Below are 18,070 nucleotides of genomic sequence, written 5' to 3'. Positions count from 1 at the left end.
AAAACCTCTATGAAGATCACAGATTTCTCCCATCCCTGACTATACTGAAAATACCTACTTTTTTGTTGGTCAGGGGCAGCAATGAGAACTCTTGTGATTGCGCTTACAGTTGCCGGGTTGATGAATGCGGGGGCACTTGCAGCGCAAACCGCAGCAGAAGCATCGGCAACATCCTCATCATCGGTAACGTCTTCTTCCTCGACGGTCGCTTCATCAACGGCGGCATCCAAAGGCTCCGCAGCGGGTATTACAACAGCCTCGGCAGCATCTGCCGGAGGTTTAACGGCAACGGTGGTTGCTGTCGGTGTGGCAGCTGTCGTGATTGGCGTGGCGCTTTCTGATACTGGTGGCGGCGGTGATAGCACTTCACCACCGGTGACGACTCAGGAATAGCTGCGACACAGGACTCGTGCGCCGGGAAGTATTTTCTGTGTGATGACTTCATGAGACATCAATCCGCAGAGGGGATGTCTCATGCTGTTCTTTCATCGGTGTTCTGTCATTAGGAAGCGCTGTCGACCGCTTTTCCTTTCAACAGCTTTCGTACCCACATCCTGCCGGGATGCAGTGCATCCAGTACGCTGATTGGCAATGGCAGCGGATCGCCGCAAAGCTGTGATGCGAGGACTTCCCCGAGCAGCGGTGCAGAACTGAGTCCTCGTGAGCCCAATCCGATCATCACATAAAGCCCAGGATAAACAGGGACCTCTTCCGCACTCTCTTGCTGTTCCCGCAAGGTTGCATACTGGCTGAGTACATCATCAAACCGGCAGATGTCACCGACAAAAGGTAAATGGTCCCGGCTGGCGCATCGGACGCCAACCCGGGCATCCTGTGCAGAAAAATCAATGGCTTCTGGCCAAGCTGCATCGGGCAGGCAGTCCATCAGACGGGTTCGATTATCTGTATGTTCTTCTTCAGAAAATGTCAGGTCGGTACTGTTTCTGCGGTAACTGGCTCCGATGCAGTGGGTGCGGGTCGAGGGATTGGCCGGTGTTAGGTAACCGTCGTAACACAGTACCGTTTTCAGAGCAGCCAGCTCACCTTCACTTGGAACATGGCTGACCTGACCGCGGACAGCGTAGGCCGGGATCGGTTTTGTCTGTTCAAAATCTTCAAACCGATGGCCGTTGGCGACGATGACGGTCTTATGGACGAACTGGCGACCATCTTTGCTTGAAAGGAGCCATTGTTCGTTACCATTTCTCTCAAGGCTGCAGATGTCTGTTTCCGGATGGAGCATCAGCAGGCCGGAAGCCTGTGCCTGTTGAATCAGAGCTCGGGTGAGTTCCTGCGGACACAGCCAGCCGCCCAACGGGTAATGCACACTGCGGTGGCCGCTGTGTATCCCTGTTACGGCTTCAGTTTGCGCGATATCCAGCGCATGGACGACTTCCGGCGGGAAGCCGCCGTTCAGCATTTTGTCGAGTTTTTCAGCGGATTTTTCACTCCAGGCCAGTTGGGTCACACCGCACCAGTCGTGGCTGAATTCGCTGAACCGGGCAGCTTGTTCCACAAACTGGCGGGCATAGAGATAGGCCGGGGCAAAGAAACGGCTGAGCGCATCATTTGAGCCGTTGAGCAGCGGATAAACCGCTCCTTGCCGGTTGCCGGATGCTCCTTCTGCAGGCATCGAATCTGCACAGTACAGGCTGACGCTGACACCTCTGCGGGTCAGGGCCAGTGCGGTGGTGGCTGATCCAATCCCGCCACCAATGATGGCGATATCCGATAAGTCAGCCGCCTGATGACGGGCGTACCAGGGGGCAAAGTTGGCGCCCTGACGACGTTCTGCGTAGGTGCCGGCCAGCATGTCACGTTTGTGGCCAAAGCCTTTGACTTTCTTCATGTCGAACCCGGCCTCAATTAACCCGCGACGAACAAAACCGGCAGCAGTAAAGGTCGCCGTGGTGCATCCCTGGCGTGCCAGAGATGCCATGCCGTCGAATAAGTTCTGATTCCACATCTCCGGGTTTTTGCTGGGTGCAAAACCATCCAGGAACCAGGCGTCGACCAAGCCTTCCTGATGGGTCCATACTTGAGGGAGAGAGGTTTTGATGTCGCCGAACCAGAGATCCAGGGTAATCATGCCGTCTTCCAGTACAAGACGGTGGCAGTCGGCAACCGCTGGCGGGTAGTGGGCATGTAGCTGACCGGCAAGTTCAGCCAGTTCCGGCCAGGATGCATGGGCCTTGATCAGATCGTCCCGGGTGACCGGAAATTTTTCGAAACTGATGAAATGCAGTTCTTTGACACAAGCATCCGGGTTGCTCTGACGAAAGTTTTTGAACCATTGCCATACGGCCAGAAAATTCAGGCCGGTGCCAAAACCGGTTTCGGCAACGACAAACCGGCGACGGTCAAAGGTTTCCCAGCGTGCCGGGAGTCCGTTTTGCTGCAAAAACACATAGCGTGTTTCTTCCAGCCCGTTCGCATTGGAAAAGTACACGTCATCGAAATCGTTCGAAACCGGTGTACCTGCATCATTCCAGTCAAGCACGGCATTTTCTATCTGTTTTGGCGACAAATGGGACAAAAGGAAAACCTCTCCAATTTAGATATTCTGATGATTTTTTGTCTTTGACCTTGGTTAACCGCGTGTAACTTTGGTAAAAGATCATCAATTGACCACGATAAGCAGCGGATTGTAACCGATCACGGGGAAAGCTGACCACTTTAGCTTGTCAAACCCGTTATTATCATCCGCGTTAAATGACAGTAGGAATTCATCATGAAACGAGCCGTAATTACAGGCATGGGTATCGTCTCCAGTATCGGTAACAATGTGAAAGAGGTACTGGAATCTCTGAAAGCAGGCAAATCAGGCATTAACTTCTCTCAGCAGTTTGCAGACGCGAAACTGCGCAGCAATGTCTGGGGTGATCTGAAAATGAACCCGGCTGATCATATCGATCGTAAAAAAATGCGTTTCATGGGCGATGCCGCAGCCTTCGCGTATTTGTCTATGGAGCAGGCAATTGAAGATGCAGGGCTGACTGAAGATCAGGTTTCGAATGAACGAACCGGTCTGGTTGCCGGTTCTGGCGGTGCATCCTCTTATAACCAGGTTGCAGCCGTGGATACACTGCGTGAGAAAGGTGTAAAGCGTGTTGGTCCTTATATGGTCCCGCGTACTATGTCTTCTACAGTGTCAGCCTGTCTGGCTACTCCATTCAAAATTCGTGGCGTGAACTACACCATGAGTTCTGCCTGTGCGACTTCTGCACACTGTATCGGCCATGCACTGGAGCTGATTCAGCTTGGCAAACAAGATGTTGTTTTCGCCGGTGGCGGTGAAGAACTGGACTGGTCCCTGACTATGATGTTTGACGCGATGGGCGCTCTGTCGACCAAATACAATGATGATCCGACTAAAGCTTCACGGACTTATGATGCAGACCGTGACGGTTTCGTGATCTCTGGCGGCGGCGGTATGGTTGTCGTTGAAGAGCTGGAGCACGCGCTGGCTCGTGGTGCCAAAATCTACGGTGAAATCGTGGGTTATGGTGCGACTTCAGATGGTTATGACATGGTTGCTCCGTCTGGTGAAGGTGCGGTTCGCTGTATGAAGATGGCAATGCAGGATCTGGATGCACCCATCGACTACATCAACACGCACGGGACTTCTACGCCTGTGGGTGACGTGAAAGAGCTGGGTGCGATTCAGGAGCTGTTCGGTCAGAACAGCCCGGCGATATCTGCAACCAAAGCGATGACAGGCCACGCCCTGGGTGCTGCGGGTGTACACGAAGCCATTTACTCAACGCTGATGCTGGACAACGGCTTTATCGCACCAAGCATCAATATTGAGAATCTGGATCCGGCTGCGGAAGGTCTGGACATTGTTCGCGAGACCCGTGAAGCAGAACTGAAGACCGTGATGTCGAACTCTTTCGGCTTCGGCGGCACCAATGCCACGCTGGTGATTAAAAAATACGAAGGCTAAGAGCCTCATCAGGCTGCGCTGAGCGGAGCCTGAGTGGTCAGATTTCCAGGCCGGCATGAAACAGGCACGGTCTGATTCATGCCAGTATTCAGACGCGACATATTGCCGTGCGGATTTTGGTTTACAGAGCGGAAGTCGGCACGTGCAAGTGTTTTTACCATCCTGGATTTTAACCCGGTCAATCTGACCGGGTTTTTTTATACCGGTTGCCGGAGATCACTTCAGTGCTTTCTTGACATCAGCCGAAATTTTCCCAAGCTAGTTCGCAATGCTATTCCTGGCACATGTGGAGCCCGAATGAAAATCCTTGTAGATGAAAATATGCCCTATGCGGTTGAGCTGTTTGGCCGCCTGGGGGAAGTGATCGCAAAGCCCGGCCGTACACTGACCGCGGATGATCTGGTTGATATTGACGGACTGATGATCCGTTCAGTCACCAAAGTAAATGCCGACTTACTGGCAAAAGCAGACAAGCTGCGTTTTATTGGTACAGCGACTGCCGGTCAGGACCATATTGATCAGGCGGCGGTTGAAGCCAGAGGGATTGCTTATACGGCTGCACCCGGTTGTAACAAAGTGGGAGTGGCCGAATATGTACTGAGCAGCCTGATGGTCCTGGGGCAGCAGCAAGGCTTTTCTGTATTCAATAAAACGGTGGGTATCGTCGGCGCGGGTAATGTCGGGACCTATCTGGCCGGGTGTCTGGATGCGTTGGGTATCCGGTATTTCCTGAATGACCCGTTGAAAGAAGCCGAAGGCGATCCCCGTCAGTTTGATACGCTGGACACATTGCTTCAGGAATGTGATGTCCTGACATTCCACACGCCACTGACGAGCGATGGTGATTACCCGACCCGACACCTCGTCAATGCATCTTTTCTGGAGCGTATGAAACCGGACGCGATTCTGATTAACGCAGCCCGGGGACCTGTGGTTGATAATCAGGCCCTGAAGCTGGCGCTGCAGCGAGCGCAGTCGGGGGAAGGGAAAGCACTGACTGCCGTGCTGGACGTTTTTGAGCAGGAACCTTTGGTGGATCGCGAATTATTGCCATTACTGGCCTTTGCAACGCCGCACGTCGCCGGGTACGGCCTGGAAGGCAAAGCGCGCGGAACGACTATGATCTTCAACAGCTTCTGCGAATTTCTGGGGCTGGATGATCGGGTCGAAGCTGCGGAGTTGCTGCCGGTTGCGCCGGTTTCTTTTGTCCGCCTGAGTCAGGTATGGGATGAAAGCACTTTATTCAGTCTGATCCAGCTGATCTATGATGTCAGAAAGGATGACGGGGTGTTCCGCCGCAAGATGAATGCTGTGGATGATGCGGGCATGGCGGCTGAATTCGACCGGATGCGTAAAAATTACTGGGATCGCCGCGAATACAGTGCTGTGACGGTAGCAGGTCAGGGGCGTTTTGAGTTAGAGTCGCTGGCTAAATTAGGTTTTACAGTTGAGGAAACACCATGAGTCAGGAATTTGATATTGCCATTCTCGGCGCGACCGGCGCGGTTGGAGAAGCCATGGTCGAGGTGCTTGAGGCACGCAACTTTCCTGTCCGTAATCTGTATCTGCTGGCTTCAGAGCGGAGTGCAGGCAAGAGACTGCAATTTAAGGGCAAGAGTGTCCGGGTCACCAATGTCGATGATTTCGACTGGACGCAGGTTCAGTTAGCGCTGTTTTCGGCCGGTTCAGAAGCATCTGAATATTGGGCACCGATTGCAGCGGATGCAGGCGTTGTGGTGATCGACAACACGTCATGCTTCCGGTATGACCCGGAAATCCCGCTGGTGGTGCCTGAAGTGAACCCGGAAGCACTGGCTGACTTCCGTAACCGTAATATTGTGGCTAATCCGAACTGTTCCACCATCCAGATGCTGGTGGCGCTGAAACCGATTCAGGATGCATACGGTATTGACCGGATTAATGTCGCGACTTATCAGTCGGTATCCGGTTCCGGTAAGAGCGGTATTGATGAACTGGCGGGGCAGACGGCCAAGCTGCTGAATGGGTTGCCGGTTGAAAACAAAGCTTATCCGAAGCAGATTGCTTTCAACTGTTTGCCGCAGATCGATGTGTTTATGGATAACGGCTACACCAAAGAAGAAATGAAAATGGTGTGGGAAACCCAGAAGATTCTCGGTGATGCCAATATTCGCGTGAATCCGACCTGTGTGCGCGTCCCTGTGTTCTACGGACATGCTGAAGCAGTCCATGTTGAAACATGCCAGCCAGTGATCATTGAAGAAGCGATTAGCCTGTTGGAAAACGCGGAAGGCGTCGAAGTATTCCACGGCACTGAGTTCCCGACTCAGGTTGAGGATGCCAATGGCAAAGACCATGTGATGGTCGGCCGAATCCGTGAAGACATCAGTCATCCTTGTGGTCTGAACATGTGGGTGGTTGCAGACAACGTCCGGAAAGGTGCCGCTACGAACAGTGTCCAGATTGCTGAAAAACTGATTCAGGAATACCTGTAACTCACAGGTCCTGACCGGGTTTTCCGGTCACGGGGCGCTGTGGCAGAAATTGGCTGCTGCAGCGCCCCGAAGTCCAAGAAAAAGCGGAAGGGAAAGCGTTCACTTGATACCTGTCGCCAATTTCTTGATCTTCACAGTAAAAGCAGGGCGTGATGATTGACATCATGTCGTTGCACGCAACAATCACAGTATTTATTCATCAAGCCTGTGGTTATACATCCTATGTTCAAGTTTTCTGGCAACAGGCCGAAGCATTCCAGACAGACTGGTCCTGCCTTTAGCTCAGTTTTTGCAGCCCGGTCAACAGACCATCGTTTTTTATCTCTGCCAGAGAGGACAGCAGGCAGTGTCTGACTCATCTAATAAAATCAAACGTGTGATCCTACCGGTTGTTATCGCCTCAGCGGCATTGCAAATACCGGTAGCAGTACAAGCCAATACGATCCGGATTATGGGGCCTGTGGATGAAGTAGCCGAACCGGCTCAGACACAGACTCAATCAAAGGCTAAGACTCAGAGCCAGTCCCAGACGCTTCCGGCATCTCAGCCACGTCAGGTGAACGCTGCCCCGGCCAGCAGCCAGCGTGTCGCTGCGCCGGCGACTCCGGTAAGCACGCCGGTCCGGACATCTGCACCAGCGGCTACCCGTTCGGTCGGTATTTACGGACCAACCGGGGAAAATGAAACGCTGTGGTCAATTGCATCCCGGTATAAACCGAACGACAGTGTTTCGATTTATCAGGTTCTGGGCGCAATTTTCCGGGCGAACCCGAACGCTTTTACCGACAACAATATTCACGGCCTGATCCCGGGCAGTCGTCTGACCATGCCAACCATGGCGCAAATCCGGGCAGAGAATACCGATCAACTCCGTCAGCGTGTCGAGGATGATCTGAAACGCCGTGAGCTGTCGCGTGCCACCCGTTCTTCGCGGACGGCAACTACTGCTTCAGGGGCGGGTCCATCCGCAAAACAAGCGTCATCAACTGCGGCGCCTGCTGCAAAATCTACACCGGCAGCAAAACCTGCGCCTGTACCGAAAACAGCTGCCGCTGAACTGAAAAGTTCGGCCGGGCAAAGTGCCGCAGGAAAAACGCTGGCTGCAAAATCAACGGCACAGACTGCGCCAGTGAGTACGCCTGTCAGTTCATCGAAAACAGTGGGTGAATCTTCTGCGTCTGTTGCCTCAGCTGGTGCGGGGAGCACCGTTGCGGCAGCTGCACTGCAGGATCAACTCAATGTCTCTGATGAAGAGCTGGCCCAACTGCGTGAAAGTAACCATCTGTTAAAGCTGCGTCTTGCAGAGATGCAGCATGAAATTGGTGCGCTGAAAGAGCAACTGGCGGGGGATGATGAGCTGCGCAGTGAAATTCAGTCTTTCATCTCTCAGCAGAAAACAGCCCAGACGGAACCGGTACCAGCGGTTGCAGTGCCGACTGAAAACTGGCTCGATAAGCTGGCTTCGAGTCCACTGGCACTGGCTGGCGCTGCGCTGATTCCCGGAACTCTGATTGCCGGCCTGCTTGCATTCTTCCTTGGCCGTCGCCGGAAGGAAGAAGAAACGGCTGCTGCACCGGAAGCGCCAGTGAAAGAGACGTTGCCATCCGCGGTTTCTTACGATGATGACGATGAGCCTCAACTGGGACTGGATGTTGAAGACAGCAGTCTGGATGCGCTGTTTGACGACAAAGATCACACGGATGAGCCTGTATTTTCCGATGACCTGTTCGATGAAAACGACGCAGATCTTGACGAGCTGGATCTGACCGATGGTCTGGATGACGCTTTTGACACTGAATTGCCGAAAAGTGATATCTCGGTCAAGAACAATGATCAGGCCATTGGCCTGCAGGACATGGAGCGGGCGCTCGATCAAATCGACCAGCCTTCTGCGCGGGAAGCTGATGACGGCCTGAGTGTTCTTTGGGATAAGCCAATGAGCACCCAGGAGGAAGAGGAAACCGACTTTGACCTCGCTGTTGGCCTGATGGAAGATGAGAAAATCCAGCCTGAGCCCCCGGCACCTCAGTACCAGTCAACGGCTTCTCTTGATGAGCTGCTTGACGGTGTCAATAGTCAACAGACCGACAACATTGAGCTTGGCATGCTGGATCAGGACATCCTGAATGAGCTGATGGAAGATTTTGAACGCGAGAGCAGCGTTCAGGAAGAACCTCTGCTGGCAGAAATCGCCGCATCACCTGCCCCTGTTTCTGAGTCGGCTGAAGGAGACACAGACTGGACGCTGGATGACCTTTCAGATGACTTTAATCTTGATGCGAACAGCACCGAATTGCTTGATGAACTGATCGAGGAAGATGATGCGGACGCAGAAGCAGAAGCCAAGATTGAGCTGGAGGAAAACAGCACAGTTTTACTTGATGAGCTGATTGAAGAAGAACCTGAGCTGAATGCCATTGAGTTGGAAGAAAACAGTACCGTATTACTGGATGAGTTGCTGGATGAAGGCGAGCCGGAGCAGCCGGTTGATCCGGAACTGGACAATGATGAAGACAGTCCGGATGTTTTTGATGAGCTGCTGTCCCTGGATAAAGAGTCTTCAGAAGTTAAAGAGCCATGGGCGAGTGAGATAGCGGATTTTGACGAAGCGACGTCATTTGACACCCTGGACCTGACTGAAAAAAAAACCGTCGATGAACACCTGAATGAGTTGGATCTGGCTGAAGCTGAAGCTCAAACTGCAGAGCCAGAGCCAGAGCCAGAGCCAGAGCCAGAGCCAGAGCCAGAGCCAGAGCCAGAGCCAGAGCCAGAGCCAGAGCCAGAGCCAGAGCCAGAGCCAGAGCCAGAGCCAGAGCCAGAGCCAGAGCCAGAGCCAGAGCCAGAGCCAGAGCCAGAGCCAGAGCCAGAGCCAGAGATGAACGTGAGTGGTTCTGAAGCACCGGCAGAGGTGATCGCGGAACCTGAGGTGATGTCTGCAGCGGCAGCTGATGAGCCAGTTTCTGGTGAATGGTCTGATGAACGGCCTGTGGAGGATATTGCTCCGGAGTTCAGTGCTGAGCCTGCTCTGGTTGCCGCTGAAAACGATGAAGCCGAAGACAGCCAGACAGAAATCTTATCTGACGATTTTTCAGAGTTAACTGATTTATCTGAGCCAGCGCTTGTCTCTGAGGAAGCATCCCTGCAGGAAGAAGCCGTTGCTGATGATGAAGATGGTTTGAGTGAGGTTTTGGCAGCAGAAACGGACATGGCCGCGGATGCTGAGGAAACTGTCAGTGCTGAACCGGATGCAGAACAGCTACCTGAACCCGTTGCTGATCAAGTTTCTGAACTGGCTTCAGATGCGATGCCTGAGCTGTCAGCTGAAGCACAGCACGAGTCAGCCGACGAGCCTGAGACAGTTTCTGACGAACTGGATACAGAGACTGTCTCTGAGTTGATGATCGCAGCAGAATCGCCTGAGGATGAGTCTCCGGATGTTGAAATTCAGTCAACCCTGAACGATGAGCCTGCTGATCATGATGCTGTGAGTGATGTTGTTGATGAGACAACGACGCTGGATATGATTCATGAAGCTATTCAGGAGCCGATTCAGAATGAGGCTGACGTTGCCGAATCTGCTGACATCTTGCCTGATGAAGCCCCGGAAATACCGGAAGAAGAGTCTGGTGATAATGACACTTCAGCTCATTTGCATCGCGACAGTGACGAAGCATCGCAACAGATTGAGCAGCATCGATATGCCAGAGAGCTTCAGGATGAAGAGATAACTCAGCCTGAAGATGAACTCGAGACGGTACAGCCTGAAGCGACGCTGGACCCGGCCTGGGATGAGGAGGTCGAGGGCCGTCAGACGCCGACGATCAGTCTGGATGAGTTCCCTGAGTTCGATGAAGAAGATGCACTGTTGGATCCTGAAGCTGAGCCTTGGGAGGAAGAGGAACAGGCGTGGTCTGATGAAGAAGCTCAGGCTGCACTGAACCGGGTCTCTGAGCAACTCCAGCTGGCTGCACAGGCTGCTGAGCGTAAAGATGAGCTGGCGCATGATGTGTCTCAGGCTGAGGTTCAAGCCCCTGATCTTGATGAAGCGCAATTCTCTGAAGTGTCCTCTGAGGACAGCGACGACGTCTTGCCTGAGGTGGTTCAGGAGAATATTCCAGAGGTAGCGGTTGAACAACAGGCGGAACCTGTTTCTGAACAGGCGGTGCCAATCCACGCAAAATCTCAGTATGAGTATGCGGTCATTGATCCTGCGACATTGCCTGAGTTTGATGAAGATGATGCGCTGCATGCATCGTTTGAAGAGCAAATGGAGCTGGAGCAATACGAGCAGGAAATGAATTATGGTGCAGCCGATGAGGCAGATGCTGTCCGGCCGGCACCAGAACCAAAGCCGGAGCCAGCACCCGAGCTTCAGCCACAGCCGTCTGTTCCTCAGTTTGACTTGCTGAGCGATGAGGTCATCGATTCTGCGGGTCTGGATATGGCTGCGCTATTGGCTGAACCTGAGTCCGATGTCCCGAGCATGATGGCTGAGACAGACGATGGTGACGAATGGCCTTCATTTGCAGCGGAGGAAAGCATTCCGCCAATGGCGGATCAGGAACCTGAATTACCATTGACTCAGGATCTGACTGAAGCTGTTGAATTGGTTGATGAATCGGGTCTGAATGAAGTTGAGCCCATTGCTGAAAGTTCGCTGAATTCAGGGGAGCCTGAGCCATCGGTGCAGGCGCAAACGGAAGAGTTTGAGCACGAACAGTGGCTGTTGCACGAGAGTGTCCCGGCATCAGAACTCGAAGAGCAGGAATTGTCTCCGGAAGAAAGTGAAATCTGGGGCACGGATATTCCTGAGCCTGAACTGGAGAGTGAGGATTGGGGGGAACAGCCTTCATTGTCGGAAGAAACCGCCGAGGTGGAAGAAGACAAGCAGGCAGACAGCCAGCTGGTTCAGTCGCAGCACGAAAAAGAACCTTATATCAGTATTGATGAGCTGATGAAGGAGCTGGAAGGGGAGGCGGATCCGGATTTGGATACCGCGCCGCTGAAGCTGGATGTTGGGCTGGATGAGTTTCCGGATGTGCTGGCTGGTATCGGTGAGATTGATGTCGATGGTGCCGGTGAATACGCCAGCAAACTTGACCTGGCCAAAGCTTATCTGGAGATGAATGATATCGACGGTGCATATTTCCTGCTGGAAGATGTTGCTGAAAACGGGGATGGTGATGTCAGCCGGGAGGCGGCAAACCTGCTGTTAAAGATTGATCGATGATTTCATCGGGTGACAGTGAAGTGAATAAGAAGTCCGCAAGAGCGGACTTCTTTTCTTTTGGGGCTTTTTTTATAATCCCTGTTTTGATTCAGTCGGCCATCCGGCTGGCATGTACACCACAGAAGTAAGAGTTCAGAGATGCGAATTGCCTTAGGTATAGAGTACGACGGAAGCCGCTATTATGGCTGGCAGCGTCAGCGTGATGTTGACAGTGTTCAGGGGCGTCTGGAAGCGGCACTGAGCAAAATAGCCAATCAGGATATTGAGGTTCAGTGTGCCGGCCGAACCGATGCTGGCGTGCACGGTACCGGGCAAGTGGTGCATTTTGACTGTGATACGCCACGTAAGCTGGTGGCCTGGACCATGGGAGCTAATGCTCATCTGCCGAAAGATATTGCGGTGCGCTGGGCGAAAGCAGTGCCGGATGATTTTCATGCGCGCTTCAGTGCTACGGCCCGGCGCTATCGTTACGTGATTTATAACCATGCCCTGCGTCCGGCAATTCTGGGTTCAGGGATCAGTCATTATCACGGTGAGCTAGATGCAGAAAAAATGCATGAGGCGGGACAGTACCTGCTTGGTGAGAATGACTTCACGTCTTTCCGGGCGGTATTTTGTCAGTCGCACAGTCCCTGGCGTAACCTGATGCATCTGAATGTCACGCGTCAGGGGCACTATGTAATCATTGATATCAAAGCAAACGCTTTTGTTCACCACATGGTGCGCAATATTACCGGCAGTCTGATTAAGGTCGGCCGTGGTGAAGAGAAGCCGGAGTGGATTCAATGGCTGCTGGCGCAGAAAGATCGTACGCTGGCTGGCGCCACGGCAAAAGCCGAGGGGTTGTATCTGGTTCAAGTGGATTATCCGGATACATTTGAGCTGCCTGACGTGCCGGTGGGGCCGCTTTTTCTCTGATCTGAGTGCCGGGCATGGTTCCCTAAGCGGCTGATTCATTGTTTTTAACGAAAAAATTATGCTGCTGAGTTCGCACTGCAACCAGAAAACACTAAAATTGAACAAAACTCAGACAAAGCGAGTGAATGAGTCATCAAACTGGTCGGTCTTTTTTCTTGAGCAAAGATCTCGTTAACTGTTTATTTCCTCAAGGTACTACCAGTTTTTTATCTACACCTCGGCGAGTTTGTGTTTTAATTCCTGACTTGTAATTATCGAATTGATTATCCTTTGCCTGCAGGGCGGGGGAGTTGTAAAAGAAAGGTCATTCATGAGCTGGCTTGAAAAGATCCTCACAAAAAGCAACATCGTAACGTCTCGTAAAGCGTCCATTCCTGAAGGGGTCTGGACGAAGTGTACCTCCTGTGAGCAGGTGCTGTACTACGCAGACCTTGAGCGCAATCTGGAAGTTTGCCCGAAGTGTGATCATCACATGCGAATGAAAGCACGTCGCCGTCTGGAAACATTCCTGGATGAAGAAGGGCAGGTGGAGATTGCTGCAGAGCTTGAACCGAAAGATCACCTGAAATTCCGTGATTCGAAGAAGTATAAAGACCGTATCGCAGCGGCGCAGAAAACCAGTGGTGAAAAAGATGCACTGGTTGCGATGAAAGGTACGCTGTTACAGCAGCCTGTGGTTGCCTGCGCATTTGAGTTCAGCTTTATGGGCGGCTCAATGGGTTCTGTCGTGGGTGCTAAATTTGTTCGCGCGGTTGATGAAGCCATCGCCAGTAACTGTGGTCTGGTGTGTTTCTCAGCCAGTGGTGGTGCACGGATGCAGGAAGCATTGATGTCTCTGATGCAGATGGCAAAGACCAGTGCTGCACTGGAGCGTTTGTCTGCCAAAGGGCTGCCGTTCATTTCTGTACTGACTGACCCGACCATGGGTGGTGTTTCAGCCAGTCTGGCAATGCTGGGCGACATCAATATCGGTGAGCCGAAAGCACTGATTGGTTTTGCAGGTCAGCGCGTTATCGAGCAAACGGTCCGTGAAAAACTGCCGGAAGGTTTCCAGCGCAGTGAATTCCTGCTGGAGCACGGTGCGATTGATATGATTGTTGACCGCCGTGAAATGCGTCAGCGTATCGGCGGGCTGCTGGCGAAGATGACCAACATTCCTTCACCGCTGGTGGTCCCGGTCGAACAACCGGCTGAGGCTGAAACGGACGCAGATGCTGAGTCTGCCGAAGACAAAGCCTGATCGATTCAGATGAAAACGCCTGGTTCAGACCAGGCGTTTTTGATCCTGATGTCACACACCAACTCGCCATGTTAGCCAGAGGTCAAAACTGGCTGCGGGCTGCGCAATTTTGTCATTGTTCCACAATTCCTCGTATTGATGAGGATGCAGACATTAATTTCCGTGTACTTCGTGCTACATTATGCGACATCTTCTCAATTACATTAGTTAGTACAGTTTCATGTCTGATACCTCTGTAACGCCGCTGTCTGCACCTTCGGCAACCTCACCGTTGAATGATTGGTTAACCTATCTGGAGAATCTTCATACCAGCGCCATTGATTTGGGGCTGGAGCGTGTACAGACCGTGGGGGAGCGTGCCGGGCTGCGTAAACCGGCACCGACAGTCATTACCGTTGCCGGCACCAATGGTAAAGGGTCAACCTGTGCCATTCTGGAAAGCATTTTGCTGCAGGCGGGTTACACTGTTGGTGTTTACAGTTCTCCGCATCTGGTGCGATATAACGAACGTGTTCGCATCAATGGTCAGGAACTGGAAGACAGTGAACACAGCCAGGCTTTTGCGGCGATTGAAAGCTATCGTGAAACGACCAGCCTGAGCATGTTTGAGTTCGGAACACTGGCAGCCCTTCATTTATTCAAGACCCATCAGGTGGAAGTGGTTGTTCTGGAAGTCGGATTGGGCGGCAGATTAGACGCGACGAATATTGTTGATCATGATGTGTCTGTGATCACCAGTCTGGCCATCGATCATGTCGACTGGCTGGGCGATGACATCGAAGTGATCGGCTATGAAAAAGCAGGGATTTTCCGGGCAGGGAAACCGGCCATTTGCGGTCAGCCAAATCCACCGGCTTCTGTCGCAGCGCACGCCGACAGTATCGGTGCAGAGTTGTATCAGGTTGGCTATCAGTTTACCTATGAACAAACCGGTGAAACCTGGAACTGGAAGTGCGGTGCTTTTGATATGGAGCAACTGCCCCTGCCGGCTCTGCCGTTACCCAATGCCGCAACCGCATTGATGGCCCTGGGTGTGGCAGAACTGGATATCAGTGACCAGCATATTGTTGCGGGTCTGGTGAAGGTACGCCTTGCCGGCCGGATGGAAACCGTTGCCGATCATCCGCTGATCCTGCTGGATGTTGCGCACAACCCGCATTCGGCAAATTATCTGGCACGCCAGATGAAAGCCCTGAAGAACATCCGTGAGGTTGGCAAGATTCACGGTGTGGTTGCAATGTTGCGTGATAAAGATATTCCGGCAACGCTTCATGAGATGCGTAAGGTCACGGATATTTGGTATCCGGCATCTCTGACCGGCCCTCGTGCAGCATCCGGTCAGGATATTGCTGCTCATCTGGATTACCGTGGCGAGGTGTACGATACACCGGTTGAAGCTTGTCAGGCTGCACTGGCTGCAGCTCAGCCGGAGGATGTCGTGATTATATTCGGTTCTTTTTATACAGTTGGCGAAGTGTCCAGCTACATGAAAACAATGCAGGAGTAAGTGTGGCGAGTAAATTTCAAAGCCGCCTGGTCGGAACAATTGTGCTGGTGGCTATCGGCGTAATTTTCCTGCCTGATTTTTTTGATGGTAAGAAGCAACACTTTCAGGAGCAGTTTGCCAGCATTCCGCTTCAGCCGCAGACCGGGGATGAAGAAAACTTCACGGTGATCCCGGAGCCGGTTGCCGCTGAAGCCGAGTTGCCACCGATGCCGGTAACCGAACAGATTGCCGGCAGTGACGTCCACTCAACGGTTGCTGAGCCCGTCAAAGTCAAACCACAGCCTGTCGGCGAACCACAGGCAGGGCTGAAGGACAGCGGCTGGGTGATTCAGCTCGGGGTTTTCAGAAACTTTGATAATGCCCATCAGCTGGTCGAGAAACTGAGAAGCAAAGGCTATCAGGCGCATGTGTGGCCCAAAGACCTGAAACCGGGTGATCTGGCCCGGGTCGTGGTGGGTCCTGAAATCGACAAAACTGCTTTGTCAGGGAAAGTAGACGAATTGCGTAAACTTACCGGACTAAACGGGCAATTGCTCAGATTTAACCCACTCAACCCTTAGGTAAACGTTTGCGTTCTGATTTTTTCTGTTAGAATACGCGCCAACAACAAGAAATAAGTAGAAGATGATCTGGATTGATTATGTCATTTTAGGGGTGATCGGCTTTTCCGCACTGGTTAGTTTAATCCGTGGTTTTGTGAAGGAAGCGCTGTCACTGGTAATTTGGTTTGCGGCATTTTTCATTGCCAGCAATTTTTACAAAGAGCTGGCGGTATATTTCACAAATATCCAGGATGAACTGATCCGAAATGGCAGCGCGATTGCGGTATTGTTCATTGCCACACTGATTGTGGGTGCCGTCGTGAACTATGTCATTGGGCAACTGGTCCAGAAAACGGGTTTGTCAGGCACCGACAGAGTTCTGGGGATAGTCTTCGGTGGTTTGCGTGGTGTGCTGATCATCGCTGCTGTCCTGTTTTTCCTGGATGCCTTTACCGGCTTTGCAGAAGCAGAATGGTGGCAGGCCTCTCAGTTGATTCCGCAATTTGGGGTCGTTATTGAGTGGTTTTTCTCTTACCTGAAAGAGAGTTCGAGTTTCTTACCCGGCGCGTTATAGCGCCGGATTTATATCAGTTGCATTGCGTAACAGTGATGGATAAGACACTGTTACTCAATACAATTATTGATGATCCATAACGAGGATTTAGGACATGTGTGGTATTGTCGGAATCGTGGGAAATACCCCGGTTAACCAGTCTATTTATGATGCATTGACCGTGCTGCAGCACCGCGGCCAGGATGCTGCCGGTATTGTTACCCTGGAAAGCAATCGTTTTCGTCTGCGTAAGGCCAATGGCTTGGTGCGGGATGTCTTCGAAGCAAAACACATGCAACGTCTTCAGGGCACTGTCGGGATCGGCCATGTCCGTTATCCTACGGCGGGCAGTTCCAGTGCTTCAGAGGCCCAGCCTTTCTATGTGAACTCGCCATACGGTATTTCACTGGCGCATAACGGTAACCTGACCAATGCCGCTGATATCCGGGATTCATTGTTTGAAAAGGCTCGGCGCCATGTCAACACGTCTTCCGATTCCGAGGTCCTGCTGAATGTTCTGGCGAACCAGCTGGAAGGTGCGACGAACTATCCGCTGACGTCAGAGGATATTTTTGCAGCGATCCGGGCTGTGCATAAAACGGTTCGTGGTGCTTATGCCGTGGTTGCGATGGTTATCGGGCATGGTCTGATTGCCTTCCGCGATCCGCATGGTATTCGTCCGTTGTGTCTTGGTAAACGTGAAATCGACGGCAAGATGGAATACATGGTTGCCTCTGAATCTGTGGCACTGGATGCAGTCGGTTTTCAGTTCATGCGGGATGTTGCGCCGGGTGAAGCGGTCTATATCACTTTCGATGGACAGCTGTACACTGAGCAGTGCGCAGAAAACCCGGCTCTGAATCCTTGTGTGTTTGAGTTTGTTTACTTTGCTCGTCCTGACTCTTTCATCGATAAAATCTCTGTTTACAGCGCCCGTTTGAACATGGGTAAAAAACTGGGTGAGAAGATTAAGCGTGAATGGGATGACCTGGACATTGATGTCGTGATTCCAATTCCGGAAACTTCCTGCGACAGTGCACTGGAAATCGCCCGTACCCTGGATAAACCTTACCGTCAGGGTTTTGTGAAGAACCGTTATGTTGGCCGTACCTTTATTATGCCGGGTCAGCAATTACGTCGTAAATCTGTACGCCGTAAGCTGAATGCGATCAGCTCAGAGTTTAAGGATAAAAGTGTTCTGCTGATTGATGACTCGATTGTTCGTGGGACGACTTCAGAACAAATCATCGAAATGGCCCGTGAAGCGGGTGCGAAGAAGGTGTACCTGGCTTCTGCAGCCCCGGAAATTCGCTTCCCGAACGTTTACGGAATTGATATGCCAAGTGCCAACGAATTGATTGCACACGGCCGTGAAGTGGATGAAATCTGCAAGATGATTGGTGCAGACGGATTGATTTTCCAGGATCTGCAGGATCTGGTGGATGCTGTTGGGGAAGGAAATCCGGATATCCAGCTGTTTGAGACCTCTGTGTTTAACGGCCACTATGTGACCGGGGATGTGAATCAGCAGTACCTGGAGTACCTGGAATCCTTGCGCAGCGAAGATGCCAAAACCCAGCGTGAGATTCAGCAGGAGCTGGCAAATCTGGAGCTGCACAACGAAGGTGTGTAAGACGGTTTGACTGCCATTCGGAGCAAC

At 52.2% G+C, this 18,070-nt stretch carries 12 protein-coding genes; 11 read left to right on the top strand and 1 reads right to left on the bottom strand.

What is annotated here, in order from left to right; all coding sequences use genetic code 11:
* Positions 1–81 precede the first annotated feature (81 nt).
* Complete coding sequence (locus L4174_RS12010; protein WP_248141120.1) at positions 82–393, top strand: hypothetical protein; 312 nt, start codon at positions 82–84, stop codon at positions 391–393.
* Between the two features lie 109 nt (positions 394–502).
* Here L4174_RS12010 and mnmC read toward each other — a convergent pair whose 3' ends face one another.
* Complete coding sequence (gene mnmC, locus L4174_RS12005) at positions 503–2,527, bottom strand: bifunctional tRNA (5-methylaminomethyl-2-thiouridine)(34)-methyltransferase MnmD/FAD-dependent 5-carboxymethylaminomethyl-2-thiouridine(34) oxidoreductase MnmC (RefSeq protein ID WP_248141703.1); 2,025 nt, start codon at positions 2,525–2,527, stop codon at positions 503–505.
* 204 nt (positions 2,528–2,731) lie between these two features.
* Here mnmC and fabB point away from each other — a divergent pair, with 204 nt between their 5' ends.
* From fabB to purF, 10 genes are all read left to right on the top strand, one after another.
* Entirely contained in the window at positions 2,732–3,946 is a 1,215-nt protein-coding gene (fabB, locus tag L4174_RS12000; RefSeq protein ID WP_248141119.1) for a beta-ketoacyl-ACP synthase I, read from the top strand.
* Positions 3,947–4,243: 297 nt separating this feature from the next.
* On the top strand, positions 4,244–5,410 hold the full coding sequence (locus L4174_RS11995) for a 4-phosphoerythronate dehydrogenase (RefSeq protein ID WP_248141118.1): 1,167 nt from the start codon (positions 4,244–4,246) through the stop codon (positions 5,408–5,410).
* Positions 5,407–6,420 (top strand): aspartate-semialdehyde dehydrogenase, encoded by a 1,014-nt coding sequence (locus tag L4174_RS11990; RefSeq protein ID WP_248141117.1) that lies wholly within the window; start codon positions 5,407–5,409, stop codon positions 6,418–6,420. Before L4174_RS11995 ends, L4174_RS11990 begins: the two co-directional genes overlap by 4 nt.
* Before the next feature lie 346 nt (positions 6,421–6,766).
* Positions 6,767–11,650, top strand: coding sequence for a FimV/HubP family polar landmark protein (locus L4174_RS11985; RefSeq protein WP_248141115.1), 4,884 nt, complete (start codon positions 6,767–6,769; stop codon positions 11,648–11,650).
* A gap of 138 nt (positions 11,651–11,788) precedes the next feature.
* Positions 11,789–12,568: a tRNA pseudouridine(38-40) synthase TruA gene (gene truA / locus L4174_RS11980; protein ID WP_248141113.1), complete on the top strand. Its 780-nt coding sequence runs from the start codon at positions 11,789–11,791 to the stop codon at positions 12,566–12,568.
* Between the two features lie 310 nt (positions 12,569–12,878).
* Positions 12,879–13,808: an acetyl-CoA carboxylase, carboxyltransferase subunit beta gene (gene accD / locus L4174_RS11975; RefSeq protein WP_248141111.1), complete on the top strand. Its 930-nt coding sequence runs from the start codon at positions 12,879–12,881 to the stop codon at positions 13,806–13,808.
* Between the two features lie 220 nt (positions 13,809–14,028).
* Positions 14,029–15,315, top strand: a complete 1,287-nt coding sequence (gene folC / locus L4174_RS11970) for a bifunctional tetrahydrofolate synthase/dihydrofolate synthase (protein ID WP_248141109.1) — start codon at positions 14,029–14,031, stop codon at positions 15,313–15,315.
* A gap of 2 nt (positions 15,316–15,317) precedes the next feature.
* On the top strand, positions 15,318–15,875 hold the full coding sequence (locus L4174_RS11965) for an SPOR domain-containing protein (protein ID WP_248141108.1): 558 nt from the start codon (positions 15,318–15,320) through the stop codon (positions 15,873–15,875).
* A gap of 64 nt (positions 15,876–15,939) precedes the next feature.
* Complete coding sequence (cvpA, locus tag L4174_RS11960) at positions 15,940–16,431, top strand: colicin V production protein (RefSeq protein ID WP_248141107.1); 492 nt, start codon at positions 15,940–15,942, stop codon at positions 16,429–16,431.
* A gap of 94 nt (positions 16,432–16,525) precedes the next feature.
* Complete coding sequence (purF, locus tag L4174_RS11955) at positions 16,526–18,043, top strand: amidophosphoribosyltransferase (protein WP_248141106.1); 1,518 nt, start codon at positions 16,526–16,528, stop codon at positions 18,041–18,043.
* Positions 18,044–18,070: the final 27 nt, after the last annotated feature.

Source organism: Photobacterium sp. CCB-ST2H9, assembly GCF_023151555.2.
Classification (GTDB): Bacteria; Pseudomonadota; Gammaproteobacteria; order Enterobacterales; family Vibrionaceae; genus Photobacterium.
This window is presented reverse-complemented; position numbering and strand designations above follow the sequence as displayed.